This is a genomic window from Lutibacter flavus (genome assembly GCF_900188355.1).
GTDB lineage: Bacteria > Bacteroidota > Bacteroidia > Flavobacteriales > Flavobacteriaceae > Lutibacter > Lutibacter flavus.
The window spans coordinates 119235-133210 of sequence record NZ_FZNX01000006.1 but is presented as its reverse complement, the minus strand read 5'-3'; the positions used below and the strand labels follow the sequence as shown (position 1 = coordinate 133210).

At 30.7% G+C, this 13976-nt stretch carries 14 protein-coding genes; 5 read left to right on the top strand and 9 right to left on the bottom strand.

The features are described from left to right. The first annotated feature begins 10 nt into the window (after positions 1 to 10). The gene (locus CHB63_RS15680; protein ID WP_089379429.1) at positions 11 to 1087 is read left to right on the top strand and encodes a bifunctional 3-deoxy-7-phosphoheptulonate synthase/chorismate mutase type II; all 1077 of its coding nucleotides are present in this window, start codon (positions 11 to 13) and stop codon (positions 1085 to 1087) included. A 178-nt stretch (positions 1088 to 1265) separates the two neighbouring features. Then, positions 1266 to 2243 carry a polyprenyl synthetase family protein gene (locus CHB63_RS15675; protein ID WP_089379428.1) on the top strand — a complete coding sequence of 326 codons (978 nt, stop codon included), beginning with the start codon at positions 1266 to 1268 and terminating at the stop codon, positions 2241 to 2243. Positions 2244 to 2250: 7 nt separating this feature from the next. Here the strand turns inward: CHB63_RS15675 and CHB63_RS15670 are convergent, their stop codons facing one another. Then, positions 2251 to 3771, bottom strand: a complete 1521-nt coding sequence (locus CHB63_RS15670; protein WP_089379427.1) for a GH3 auxin-responsive promoter family protein — start codon at positions 3769 to 3771, stop codon at positions 2251 to 2253. A 45-nt stretch (positions 3772 to 3816) separates the two neighbouring features. On the opposite strand from CHB63_RS15670, the gene CHB63_RS15665 reads away from it, so the two are divergent. Together CHB63_RS15665 and CHB63_RS15660 are read left to right on the top strand one after the other, a co-directional pair. Then, positions 3817 to 4614: a DUF2797 domain-containing protein gene (locus tag CHB63_RS15665; protein ID WP_089379531.1), complete on the top strand. Its 798-nt coding sequence runs from the start codon at positions 3817 to 3819 to the stop codon at positions 4612 to 4614. Positions 4615 to 4642: 28 nt separating this feature from the next. After that, a complete protein-coding gene (locus CHB63_RS15660) occupies positions 4643 to 5608 on the top strand; it encodes a YitT family protein (RefSeq protein ID WP_089379426.1) in 966 nt (321 codons plus the stop codon). Between the two features lie 31 nt (positions 5609 to 5639). Here CHB63_RS15660 and CHB63_RS15655 read toward each other — a convergent pair whose 3' ends face one another. Together CHB63_RS15655 and CHB63_RS15650 are read right to left on the bottom strand one after the other, a co-directional pair. Further along, entirely contained in the window at positions 5640 to 5996 is a 357-nt protein-coding gene (locus tag CHB63_RS15655) for a DUF6970 domain-containing protein (RefSeq protein ID WP_217898423.1), read from the bottom strand. A gap of 145 nt (positions 5997 to 6141) precedes the next feature. Beyond that, the gene (locus CHB63_RS15650; RefSeq protein ID WP_089379425.1) at positions 6142 to 6834 is read right to left on the bottom strand and encodes a queuosine precursor transporter; all 693 of its coding nucleotides are present in this window, start codon (positions 6832 to 6834) and stop codon (positions 6142 to 6144) included. 75 nt (positions 6835 to 6909) lie between these two features. Here CHB63_RS15650 and fabD point away from each other — a divergent pair, with 75 nt between their 5' ends. Continuing rightward, positions 6910 to 7797 carry an ACP S-malonyltransferase gene (gene fabD, locus CHB63_RS15645; protein ID WP_089379424.1) on the top strand — a complete coding sequence of 296 codons (888 nt, stop codon included), beginning with the start codon at positions 6910 to 6912 and terminating at the stop codon, positions 7795 to 7797. Positions 7798 to 7968: 171 nt separating this feature from the next. Here the strand turns inward: fabD and galE are convergent, their stop codons facing one another. The 6 genes from galE to leuB form a co-directional block, all read right to left on the bottom strand. Further along, on the bottom strand, positions 7969 to 8976 hold the full coding sequence (gene galE / locus CHB63_RS15640; protein WP_089379423.1) for a UDP-glucose 4-epimerase GalE: 1008 nt from the start codon (positions 8974 to 8976) through the stop codon (positions 7969 to 7971). A gap of 6 nt (positions 8977 to 8982) precedes the next feature. Continuing rightward, positions 8983 to 10134, bottom strand: coding sequence for a DegT/DnrJ/EryC1/StrS family aminotransferase (locus CHB63_RS15635; protein WP_089379422.1), 1152 nt, complete (start codon positions 10132 to 10134; stop codon positions 8983 to 8985). Positions 10135 to 10220: 86 nt separating this feature from the next. Continuing rightward, positions 10221 to 11108 carry a cysteine synthase CysM gene (cysM, locus tag CHB63_RS15630; RefSeq protein WP_089379421.1) on the bottom strand — a complete coding sequence of 296 codons (888 nt, stop codon included), beginning with the start codon at positions 11106 to 11108 and terminating at the stop codon, positions 10221 to 10223. Beyond that, entirely contained in the window at positions 11098 to 11898 is an 801-nt protein-coding gene (gene epsC / locus CHB63_RS15625) for a serine O-acetyltransferase EpsC (protein ID WP_089379420.1), read from the bottom strand. The genes cysM and epsC overlap by 11 nt, the downstream gene beginning before the upstream one ends. Before the next feature lie 40 nt (positions 11899 to 11938). Further along, complete coding sequence (locus CHB63_RS15620) at positions 11939 to 12673, bottom strand: nitroreductase family protein (protein WP_089379419.1); 735 nt, start codon at positions 12671 to 12673, stop codon at positions 11939 to 11941. Between the two features lie 71 nt (positions 12674 to 12744). Beyond that, the gene (gene leuB / locus CHB63_RS15615; protein ID WP_089379418.1) at positions 12745 to 13860 is read right to left on the bottom strand and encodes a 3-isopropylmalate dehydrogenase; all 1116 of its coding nucleotides are present in this window, start codon (positions 13858 to 13860) and stop codon (positions 12745 to 12747) included. Positions 13861 to 13976 lie beyond the last annotated feature (116 nt).

Here is a 13976-nt window from a genome sequence, read left to right as displayed (position 1 = left end):
CTAAATTAAGATGGAAATTACAAAAAAAAACAGACAGTGGTTAGATAATATGGGTTTAGATCACCCATTAGTAATTGCTGGTCCTTGTAGCGCAGAGACAGAAGAACAAGTATTAAAAACAGCTCATTTATTAAAAGATACAGATACAAATGTATTTAGAGCAGGTATTTGGAAACCAAGAACGAGACCAGGAGGATTTGAAGGTGTTGGAGGTATTGGATTGCCTTGGTTACAAAGAGTTAGGGAAGAAACTGGCATGAAAATTACCACTGAAGTTGGAAATGCCAACCACGTAGAGCTTGCTTTAAAAGCTGATGTTGATATTTTGTGGATTGGAGCAAGAACAACTGTTAATCCGTTTGCTGTTCAAGAAATTGCAGATGCATTAAAAGGTGTTGATAAACCAGTTTTAGTGAAAAACCCGGTAAATCCAGATTTAGCTTTATGGTTAGGTGGAGTTGAGCGTTTTCAAGCGAATGGAATTTCACAATTGGGAGTGATTCACCGTGGATTTTCAGCATACAATACGGGTCATTATAGAAATAAACCAAAATGGCATATTGCAATTGAATTAAAGAAAGAATTTCCAGATTTACCTTTAATTTTAGATCCATCTCATATTTGTGGACGTAGAGATACTATTTTAGACGTTTCTCAAACTGCTCTAGATTTAAATTTTGATGGATTTATGATTGAAACTCATATAGATCCAGACAATGCTTGGAGTGATGCTGCACAGCAAATTACACCGGCACAATTAGATCAAATCACAAAAGATTTGAGAATTCGTCAAAAAAGCAGCTCAAAAGAAAGTTTTCAAAGTAAATTAAATTTATACCGTAAAGAATTAGATTTAATTGATAGTAATATTATTGATATTTTAAGTGACAGAATGGGTGTTGCCGAGAATATTGGTAAACTAAAACATCAAGAAAATGTGGCTATTTTACAAAGCGGACGTTGGTCTGATATTTTATCAGCAATGATTACAATGGGTGAAAGTAAAGGCTTAAGTGTTGAGTTTGTTGAAGAAGTATTCAAAGCCATTCACGTTGAGTCAATAAATATTCAGCACAACGTAAAATAATTTTCAAGAACCTAGATCAAGCCTTAAACTTGGCTTTGTTTTAAACTTGAAAAAAACCAAAATTTTAACCTTGACATGGCTTGACTTTTTATGAAGTCTTGGACATGTTAAGGTTATTTTTTTTTATTTATAATAATTGCAACTCCATTTAAAATAAACTGCTATTTTTGTGTAATTGATGAAACCAATAGAACAAATAAAACAACCCATTCTTCAAGAAATGGAACTCTTTGAAAGTAAATTTAGAGAGTCCATGGTTTCAAAGGTTCCACTATTAAATAGAATTACACATTACATTGTTAGAAGAAAAGGAAAACAAATGCGACCAATGTTTGTTTTTTTGGTTGCTAAAATGGTTTCTAATGGTAATTTTAAAGAAAGAACGTATCGTGGTGCTTCCATAATTGAACTAATTCATACAGCTACTTTGGTGCATGACGATGTTGTTGATGATAGTAATAGAAGACGTGGATTTTTCTCTATTAATGCACTTTGGAAAAATAAAATAGCTGTTTTAGTTGGAGATTTTCTGCTTTCAAAAGGGTTATTGCTTTCAATTGACAATAACGATTTTGATATTTTAAAATTGATTTCTGTTGCTGTTCGGGAAATGAGTGAAGGTGAATTATTGCAAATTGAAAAGGCCAGAAAATTAGACATTACTGAAGATATTTATTTTGAAATTATTCGTCAAAAAACGGCAACTTTAATTGCAGCCTGTTGTGGAATAGGTGCAGCATCTGTTATTAGTGATGTTGAGGAAATTGAAAAAATGAGGACTTTTGGAGAACTTATTGGAATTGCATTTCAAATTAAAGATGATTTATTTGATTATACCGATGCTAAAATTGGAAAGCCAACAGGTATTGATATTAAAGAACAAAAAATGACCTTGCCTTTAATTTATACTTTGAATAATTGTTCTAAGAAAGATAAAAAATGGTTAATTAATTCTGTTAAAAACCATAATAAAGATAAGAAAAGGGTAAAAGAAGTAATTTCTTTTGTTAAAGAAAAAGGTGGAATTGAATATACCATTTCTAAAATGGAAGAATACAAAATCAAAGCTTTAGAAATTTTAAATACCTATCCAGATTCTCCTTATAAAGAGTCTTTAGTTATTATGGTAAACTATGTTATTGAGCGGAAAATTTAGATTTTTTCTAACAACTAACTTCCAGTTCTAAGATTTCTTCTAAATGTTTTCTAGAGTTTGAAAGTCTAGGAATTTTATGCTGCCCACCTAATTTACCTTGTTGTTTCAGCCAATCATAAAATAAACCCTCTCTAACAACATTAATTTTAGGTAATTTTAGTGCCATATTATTATAACGTTTAGCTTCATAATCAGAATTTATAGCCTTTAAAGAATTGTCTAATAATTCCGTGAAATAATTAATATTTTTAGGATGGTTTTTAAATTCTATAACCCACTCGTGTCCACCACTATTATCTCCATTCATAAAAATAGGAGCAACAGTATATTCTGAAATTTCAGCATTGGTTTTTAAACAAGCTTGCTTTAAGGCTTCTTCAGCATTTTCAATAATAAGTTCTTCACCAAAAACATTTATAAAGTGTTTTGTTCTACCTGTAATTCTAATTCTAAAGGGATTTAAAGAAGTGAATTTAACGGTGTCTCCAATTAAATAACGCCATAAACCTCCATTTGTGGTAATAACTAAGGCATAATTTTTATCCAATTCTACTTGGGATAATGGAATAGCTTCTGAGTTTTCTCCATTAAAATGCTCCATTGGAATAAATTCATAAAATATTCCATAGTCTAACATTAATAATAAATCAAAAGAATTGTTTTGGTCTTGGATGGCGAAAAATCCTTCAGAAGCATTGTAAGTTTCGTAATATTTAAAATCTTTTTTTGGTATTAATTTTTTGAATTGCTCACGATATGGATTAAAGTTTACACCTCCGTGAAAATAGACTTCAAGATTTGGCCAAACCTCTATTATATTGGATTTTCCTGTTTTTTCTAACACTTTATTAAGTAATACGAGCATCCAGGACGGAACACCAACTAAACTAGTGATATCTTCTTCTATGGTTTCATCTATGATCGCTTTCATTTTAGATTCCCACTCACCCATTAAAGCAGTTTCTTGTTTTGGAGCGCTACTAAAATCTGCCCAAAAAGGCATATTTTCTATAATAATAGCTGATAAATCTCCAAAATAAGAATTGTTGTCTTCATAAACTGCACTACTTCCGCCTAAACGTAAACCTTTTCCGGTAAATAGTTGAGCAGCATCGTTGTTATTAAAATACAAACAAAGCATATCTTTTCCAGCCTTAAAATGGCAATTTTCTAACGCCTCATCACTAACAGGAATATATTTACTTTTAGAATTTGTAGTCCCGCTAGATTTTGCGAACCATTTTATTGGTGTTGGCCAAAATACATTCTGTTCCCCTTTTCGAGTGCGTTCAATTAAGTGCTCAATGGATTCATATTGTTTAATTGGAACATTTCTGTTAAAATCTTGGTAAGTAGCTAAATTAGAAAATTTAAACCGCTTTCCTATTTCTGTATATTTCGCTTTGTTTAATAATTTAAAAAGTAATTCCTGCTGCACATCTATAGGATATTTTAAAAATAATTCCATTTGGTGTTTTCGCTTTTTTAAAAACCACGAAATAATTGAATTCACTATTTGAAATGGCATATTATATTAAGTATATTTGGTTTGTTAAATTTAAGAAAAACTTTTATGCAATATCACGCTGTTTTAAAAAAAATGAAGACTGAATTAAATGATGAAGTTCAATATTATTTGGATGTTGAAAATGATTTTTTAAATCTGAACCAATTATTAGATAAAGAAATTGAATTTAGTTTTGAAGGTTATCAATGTTTATGCTGCGGGAAAGAAAAGAAAATATTTAGGCAAGGCTTTTGTTATGAGTGTTTTTACAAAAGTGCTGCAGTTGGAGATTGGATTATGAAACCTGAATTAAGTACCGCTCATTTAGGTATTGAGGATAGAGATTTAGAATTTGAACAAGGTGTACAATTAAAACCACACATTGTTTATTTAGCTTTATCTAGTAATGTTAAGGTTGGAGTTACCAGAAAAACACAAATACCAACGCGTTGGATTGATCAGGGAGCAACAAAAGCAATTGAAATTGTGGAAGTACCAAATAGATATTTAGCTGGGATAACCGAGGTTGCTTTAAAAGATCACGTTGCAGATAAAACCAGTTGGCAAAAAATGCTAAAAAATGAAGTTTCAGATGCCGATTTAATTGAAGAACGCGAAAAATTGAAATCTTTTATTCCTGAAGAAGCACAAGATTATTTTTTAGCAAATAATGGTAAAATTACAGAAATGAACTATCCTGTTTTAAAATATCCAACCAAAATAAAAACATTAAATCTGGAAAAAGCACATGTGTATTCAGGAAAATTAAAAGGAATTAAAGGTCAATATTTACTATTTGAAGACAATACAGTTTTTAATGTTAGAAATAGTGAGGGTTATAAAGTGATTATTACAATTAAATAATAAATTTCATCAATTATAAATAGTAAGTATGATCAATTTTATTCATAAAATAGTTGTTGGGACAGTAATAAGGAGGTTTAAAAAGAATTCGACAAAACCTCATAAAAGGTTATCGGATGAAGTAAAATTATTAGAAGTTAGTATTTCTCATATCATAAATGAAATTTTTTTTATTGTAATTGGGGTGGTTTCTGCCGGTTTTGGTTTAAAGGGGTTTTTATTACCTAATTCTTTTATTGATGGAGGTGCTATGGGAATTTCATTATTAATCTCTGAAACTACTCACATATCACTATCAATATTGATAGTAATTGTCAATTTGCCATTTATAGTTTTAGGTTATTCAAATTTAGGCAAACAATTTGCAATAAAAAGTATTTTAGCGATAGTTGCATTAGCATTGTCAGTACATTTTATCCCATATCCAGTAATTACTTCAGATAAATTATTAATTGCAGTTTTTGGTGGGTTTTTCTTGGGAGCAGGTATTGGAATGGCAATTAGAGGAGGTGCAGTTATAGATGGAACCGAGGTATTGGCCATTTATCTAAGCAAAAAAACAGGACTTACAATAGGTGATGTTATTTTACTCTTTAACATAATTATATTTTCATTTGGTGCTTATATTTTATCCATAGAGGTTGCTTTGTACGCTATGTTAACCTATATGGCGGCTTCTAAAACAGTCGATTTTGTAATTGAAGGGATTGAAGAATATACTGGAATTACAATCATTTCTGAAAAAAGTGAAAATATTCGATTAATGATTACAGAAAATTTAGGAAGAGGAGTAACTGTTTATTCTGGTAAAGGTGGCTTTGGTAAGCAAGGGGTAGCTCAAACCGAATTTGATATCATTTATACAATTGTTACAAGGCTAGAAATTGCACGAATTAAAACGGAGATTGATAAAATTGACCAAAATGCATTTATAATAATGAATAGCATTAAGGATACAAAAGGGGGAATGATTAAAAAACGCCCACTCAAATAATTAATTTCGTAGTGATGATAACTTAAAATAGTTATTCTCTATCATCTACCCAAATTAGGGATTTAATAATTTTACTATTAAAATCTGGGCAATTTCCATCTCCGTTTCCTGTAAAACCGCCATCAGGAGCACATACAATATCACAATTTTTGGAGTACAAAATATTTAATTGGTCACAACAATCTGATGTGACATAATAATAGGTTTCTCCGTCAACTTCCCATCTCCAAACTTGTGTTGGCGGATTTGAAACCTCCTTATTAAGTATTTCTTCAATTTTGTTTTCAATACATATTGGAGCTTCAATATTTAAATCTGAAGACTTACAATTTATTGCGAAAACTACAATTCCAATAAATACAATTATTTTAGTTAGTTTTCCTTTCATAAAATTGCTTTATAATATATAAATGTTTCTTTTTATTGATGGATTCACCATTTACTTTATGTTTCATTTACATTGGTATATCAACTAAACTTCAAAATTGTTACCTTGTGATATTTATAATTCAAATAATATGCCAAATTATAGATTATTCAATAAATTTAATTTCTTCACCAACTTTTAAATTAAATCTTGTTTTAAATAAATAAACAATAAAGTATAAAATAGGTGTATCCAAAAGGGCAATTAAAATTTTAAATAAAAAGCCACTGATAAGAAGTGTGCTAAATAAACTCCATGGTAAAACGCCAAAACTACATAATAATGTAATTACAGTTAAAGTGTCAATAAATTGAGAAGAGAAAGTTGAGAAGTTATTACGCAGCCATAAATGCTTTCCATTTGTTTTTCGTTTCCAAAAATGAAAAATTCTAATATCTATAAATTGAGCAAATAAATAAGCTAGCATAGAAGCCAAAACTGCGATAGGCGATAACCCAAATACTTTACTAAATAATTCATTGTTTATTGGAGAACTTTCAATTGCTGGCGTATAATTTGCAATTAAAATAATTCCCATTGAAAAAAATGAAGCAAAAATACCTGCAATTACAACTTGATTTGCTTTTTTCTTTCCATAAATTTCAGAAATAATATCAGTTATTAAAAATGTAATAGGGTAGGGTAAAATACCAACGGATAATTCAAAACGAAACCAACCAAATGGATTCCAATAGAAAAATTTTTGAAATATTAAATTTGAAGCAACCAATGCCGCAATAAACATAGATGCTAAAATTAAATAAATAGTAAAAGCTTCGGATTTTTGTTTTTGATTCATTCGTTGTTAATTAACACTAATATAGTAAAATATTACTATTTTTGCACTTTGTTAACAAAACTGAAATAAAACAAGATGAAAGCATATATTTTTCCGGGGCAAGGAGCCCAATTTACTGGAATGGGTTTAGATTTATATCAAAACTCTCCATTGGCTCAAGAACTTTTTAAACAAGCTAATGAAATTTTAGGTTTCTCTATAACAGATATTATGTTTGAAGGAACTGCAGAAGAATTAAAACAAACGAAAGTAACACAACCAGCTATATTTTTACATTCAGTAATTTTAGCTAAAACGTTAGGTGATGATTTTAAACCAGAAATGGTTGCAGGTCATTCTTTAGGTGAACTTTCTGCTTTAGTTGCAAATGGAGTTTTAACTTTTGAAGACGGACTTAAATTAGTGTCAAAAAGAGCTTTGGCAATGCAAAAAGCTTGTGAGGCTCAAGAATCTACAATGGCTGCAGTTTTAGGATTGGATGATGCTATTGTTGAAGAGGTTTGCGCAAGTATAGATGGAATTGTTGTTGCAGCAAATTACAATTGTCCAGGTCAATTAGTAATTTCTGGTGAAATTTCTGCTATTGATAAAGCGTGTGAAGTTTTAACTGAAAGAGGTGCAAGACGTGCGTTAAAATTACCTGTTGGAGGAGCATTTCATTCTCCTTTAATGGCTCCTGCAAGAGAAGAATTAGCAGAGGCAATTAAAAACACGGAGTTTAGTAAGCCAACTTGTCCTGTTTATCAAAATGTTGTTGCAAAAGCTGTAACAAATCCGGATGAAATAAAAGAGAATTTAATTGCTCAATTAACAGCGCCTGTTCGATGGACGCAATGTATACAAGCTATGGTTACTGATGGAGGAACTGAATTTATTGAAGTTGGGCCTGGTAAAGTTTTACAAGGGTTAATGCGCAAAATTGATAGAAGTGTTGCTGCTAGTGGAGCAGAATTCAAAGCTTAAGTTTAAAAAAATAAAAAGAGAAGAGGCTTTAGAAAGTTAATAAATAAAGTTTGTCAAACGGAGCTTGCCGAAGTTTAATGACAAACGGAATTAGATTTTGATAAGCACAATATGATATAAAAAAAGCGATTGTTTAAACAATCGCTTTTTTTATTTGTAGTTATTAACCTACTAAAGTGTCTGTTGCCACTTCCAGGCAGAAAGTAGGGCGTCGTCTAAAGATAATTCAGATTTCCATCCAAGCTCTTCATTTGCATATTTAGTATCGGCATAAGCAGCTGTAATATCTCCTTCTCTTCTGTCAACTAATTTATAATTAACTTTTTTGCCAGTCACTTTTTCAAAAGATTTAATCACTTCTAAAACAGAATTTCCTTTGCCTGTTCCTAAATTAAATACTTCATATTGTGATTTATTTTTATTTTCAATTAACCTTTTCAAGGCAACTATATGAGCTTTTGCTAAATCAACAACGTGAATATAATCACGAACCGCAGTTCCATCAGGTGTGTTATAATCACTACCAAAAACAGCCAATTCTTTTCGGATTCCTGCGGCAGTTTGAACAACATATGGTATTAAATTTTGAGGAACTCCAATTGGTAATTCTCCAATTTTTGCTGATTCGTGTGCCCCAATCGGGTTGAAATAACGCAACGCAATTGCTTTTAAATCAGAAATTTTGGAAGCGTCTTTAATTATTTCTTCTCCAATTTGTTTTGTATTTCCATAAGGAGATTCAGCAGGTTTAATTGGAGCATTTTCTGTAATAGGTAATTCATCAGCTTGCCCATAAACTGTGCAGGACGAACTGAAAATAAAATTATTTAAGTTGTTTGCTTTCATTTCTTGCAAAATGTAAACTAAACTCCCAATATTATTTTCGTAATATTCTAAAGGCTTTTGAACACTTTCACCAACAGCCTTTGAAGCTGCAAAATGTATAATTCCATCAACTTTATTAGTTGCGAAAAATTGTTGAACAGCAACTTTATCTTTTAAATCAATATTAAAATAAGCTGGTTTAGTTCCGGTGATAGATGTTATTCTTTTTAAAACTTCAATGCTGGAATTTGATAAGTTATCAATAATCAAAACTTCAAATCCTTCGTTTTGTAATTCAACTACTGTATGTGAACCTATAAATCCTAAGCCTCCTGTAACTAAAACCTTTTTCATTATTAATTAATTTATAAAATTTAAAATAGTTGAAATAATAAAATCTTGTTGCTCTTTATCTAATTCAGTATGCATTGGTAATGAAATCACCGTATCAATTAATTCATTTGTAACTTTAAAATGCTCTTCTTTATATCGAGGATCAGTATATGCTTTTTGACTATGCAAAGGAACTGGATAATAAATAGCATTTGGAATTCCATTGTCTAATAAATGCTGATGTAATTCATTTCGTTTACCATTTTTAATTTGTAACGTGTATTGATGAAATACGTGACAATCACAATTCTCACAAATAAATTCACAGCCATTCCCCATTTTTGGAGTTGTAATATTTGGGTTATTTTTAAACCCATTATTATAATATCTGGCTGCAACACGTCTAGCATCACAATAACTATCTAAAAGCGGTAATTTTATATTAAGTACAGCTGCTTGTATGCTGTCTAATCTTGAGTTAACTCCAACAACATCGTGGTAGTAACGTTTGTACATTCCGTGGTTTACTATTCCTCTTAAAGTATGAGCTAATTCATCATCGTTTGTGAATATTGCACCACCATCACCATAGCAACCTAAGTTTTTTGAAGGGAAGAAAGAGGTTGTACCAGTAATACCCATTGTTCCGGCTTTCTTTTTTGTTCCATCTTTAAATGTATAATCTGCTCCAATTGCTTGGGCTGTATCTTCAATTACAAATAGATTGTGCTCTTTTGCAACTTCAAGAACTGCTTCCATATTTGCACATTGTCCAAATAAATGAACAGGTACAATTGCTTTTGTTTTTGGAGTTATTGCTTTTTTTAACGCAGCAATATCCATATTAAAAGTATCTTTTTCAACATCAACCAGTACAGGTGTTAAATGCAAAAGTGCGATAACCTCAACAGTTGCAGCGAATGTAAAATCGGATGTTATCACCTCATCACCAGGTTGTAATCCTAAGCCCATCATTGCAATTTGAAGTGCGTCTGTTCCATTAGCACAAGGAATTACATGTTTTATGTTTAGATATTCTTCTAAGTTTTTTTGAAACTCATGAACTTCCGGGCCATTTATATAAGCGGCTGATTTTAAAACTTCTGAAATTCTTGAATCTACTTGATCTTGTATTTTAGCGTATTGACCTTGAAGGTCCACCATTTGAATTTTTTTCATGGTAAGATTATTTGTATTCTAACAAACAAAAATACAACAAAAGTGATACCTATCCAATCATAAAAGTGGAATGTTGCTACAACGTTTTATTCAAATAAATCTGAAGATAAATAGCGGTCACCACGGTCACAAATAATAGCTACTAAAACGCCAGAATTTATAGTTTCTGCTAATTTTAGAGCCGCTGTTACCGAGCCTCCACTGCTCATTCCTGCAAAAACACCTTCTTCTTTAGCAAGTCTTTTGGTCATTAAACGCGCTTCTGTTTCACTAACCTCAATCACCTCATCTACTTTTTTAGGATTGAAAATTTTTGGAAGAAATTCTGGAGACCATTTTCTTATTCCTGGTATTTTAGAATTATCGGTTGGTTGTGCACCAATTATTTTGACATTTTTATTTTTTTCTTTTAAAAATGTTGAAGTTCCCATAATTGTTCCAGTTGTTCCCATTGCAGAAATAAAATGTGTAATTTCTTTATTGGTGTCATGCCAAATTTCTGGGCCAGTAGTTTTGTAATGGGCTTTCCAATTATCTTCATTTGCAAATTGGTTTAACATAAAATACCCTTTGTCACTAACTAATTTTTCGGCATATATTCTTGAACCTTCAATACCTCCTTCTGATGGTGTTAATGTTACCTTTGCTCCATATGCTCGCATAGTTTGAACACGTTCTTTTGTTGAGTTTTCGGGCATTACCAATTCAATATGTAGCCCAAATTGTTTGGCAATCATAGCTAAAGCAATTCCTGTATTTCCACTGGTAGCTTCAATTAAATAATCGCCTTTTTTAATTTCATTTCTTTCCAAGGCAGAAGATATCATATTGTAGGCAGCTCTATCTTTTACACTTCCACCCGGATTATTGCCTTCTAATTTTAAATACAATGAAACGCCGTCTTTTTTTAGAATATTTTTAGCTCTTATTAAGGGTGTGTTTCCTATAAAATCAAATATACTTTTACTTTCCATTGCTGTTTTTTTGTTTTAATTTTATTTCTGCTTTGTGATAAACTAAAGAGTTTTTAGGAATAGATTCAGTTATCCAAACATTACCACCAATTATACTGTTTTCACCTATAGTTGTTTCACCACCAAGTATGGTTGCATTTGCATAAATTGTAACATTGTCTTCAACAGTTGGGTGTCGTTTTATATTTTTTAATTCTTTTGAAACTTGTAAAGCACCCAAAGTAACACCTTGATATATTTTTACATGATCTTTAATTAAACATGTTTCTCCAATTACAGTTCCCGTTGCGTGATCTATAAAAAATGATTTTCCAATAGTTGCTCCTGGATGAATATCTGTTCCAGTTTTACTGTGAGCATATTCACTCATAAGTCTTGGGACTAGAGGAGTTTTAAGTTTAAATAACTCGTGACTAAATCTATAAATAGCAATAGCGAAAAAACCAGGATAGGCTAAATATACTTCTTCAATATTATTTGAAGCCGGGTCGTTATTAACTAATTCTTGAGCATCCAAATTTAAATTTTCTAAAATTTCTGGTAATTTGGAAAGAAATATTGGCCAAATTTTCGAACATTTACTACCATCAATTTTACAAGCTAATTTATAGATTTTGGTAAAATCATTTTCTAATTGCTCAATATTTTGAGCAACACAAGCATTTGCATCAAATAAAGTATAAAACAAGTTGTTGGTAAATTCTTCAGTTTTATGTTTAATACTAAAATCTAAATGTGGCTTATCCTTACTAGCTATTATTTTATGAATGATACTTTCTCTAGCTGTCATGTTTATAATTTTAATGTTGGTCGATATTTTAACCTAATTATTACCAATGTTTGTAAACTGTTTCAAAAGGAATTCTATAACGTTCACCATAAACTCCTTCAGGTTTTCTAATTCCGCAAGAAATAACCATATTTATTTCACTGCTTAACGGCAAATTTAATATTTTTTTTATGCGAAGAGTATCTGAACCTTCCATGGGACAAGTATCGTATTTTTCAGCAGCCATACTTAACATAAAAGTTTGGGCAGCCAATCCTGCGCTTTTATGTGCAACAATGCGCATATCTGAATTTTTTAACTGACGGTAGGTTGGTTTAAATAAGCCAGTAATCCAAGAAATAAAATATTTTATATAGCCAAATGACCCAAAAAAGTCTCTATAAACAAAAGGCATTAATTTTCCATAATAATTTAATGCGAATTTTTCTCTTGAGCTATATTCATTTTTTGATTTTTCACCAAAAATATTTTTTAAATTATTTAGGTTGGAATTAACACGTTGCTTCCATAAATCTTTACGAACAACAATTACAACTAATTGTTTTGCGGTTGTCGCTGCACTTTGTCCTAAACACGCTTTTGAAAGTTTTTTTATAATTTCTTTAGAAGTTATATGATGAAATTCCCATAATTGCATATTACTGCTATTGGGTGCCAGCGTTGCCTGTTCAATACATTTTTTAACAATTGCTACATCAATTTCTTTGTCTGTATCATACACTCTAACAGAGCGTCTGAAGTTTAAGGCTTCAATAAAAGTTAAGTTATTTTCCATTAAGGTAAAACTACAAAAAAAACACACCTAAAAATTTCAATAATTTAGGTGTTTTTTTAATTAAAATATAGTTATATTATTGTTGATTGCCCTAAATCAATATTGTTTTTATTGTAAAAGGTGTTTTCATCATCTAAAATGAAATCACTTAAAAAATTACCAACATTTGTAGTAGAAAAATGATTGGTTGAATTTAAATCGGGTGTTGTAATATTTAATTCTATTGACTTTTCAACCGCAATTCTAATATCTTCAGCCTCGTCATACAATTCGAAATGATCTAATAGCATTGCCGCCGAAAGAATTGCCGCTAATGGATTTGCTATATTTTTTCCTTTAGCTTGTGGAAAAGAACCGTGAATTGGTTCAAACATAGCGCTATTAGTGCCAATAGATGCCGATGCTAATAATCCGATTGAGCCAGAAATAACACTTGCTTCATCAGATAAAATATCTCCAAACATATTTTCAGTTAAAATTACGTCAAACTGAGTTGGGTTTAAAATTAGTTGCATAGCAGCATTATCAACAAATAAATAATCTACCAGTACATTTGAGTAGCTTTTAGAAATCTCTGCAACTCTTTTTCTCCATAAACGAGAAGTTTCAAGCACATTTGACTTATCAACTAGCGTTAATTTTTTTCTTCTAACTTGAGCAGCTTTAAATGCTAAATGAGTTATTCTATCTATTTCTTCAATTGTATATTTGCAAGTATCAAAAGCTTCTTTTCCATCTTCACTAAGTTCTTTTTTACCAAAGTAGATTCCACTTGTAAGTTCTCGGTAAATAACAAAATTAGTACCTCTAATAACTTCCGGTTTTAAGTTGGATTTATGAATTAAATCATCATATGTTGTAAGTGGGCGAATGTTGGCAAATAAGCCTAAGCTTTTACGAAGTTTTAACAAACCTTGTTCAGGTCGCACTTTAGCACTTGGATTGTTATCGTATTTTGGATCACCTATGGCTCCAAATAAAATTGCATCCGATTCAGCACAAATTTTTAAGGTTTTATCCGGCAAAGGATCTCCAGTTTCATCAATTGCAATTGCACCAACACTTGCTTTTTTATATTCAAATGTGTGTTTGTATTTTTCTGCAACTGCATCCAATACTTTAATTGCTTGTTGAATTACTTCTGGCCCAATACCATCGCCTGGAAGTAAAGCGATTTTTAAATTCATAATTCTTTTTAATTGAATGATTTAATATATAAAATTTGTTTTAAGTAATTCTTTTTTTAATTTATTTCGAATAAATTTCCCAATAAAATAAAAATCCTTAAAAGTTGTTAAAGTTA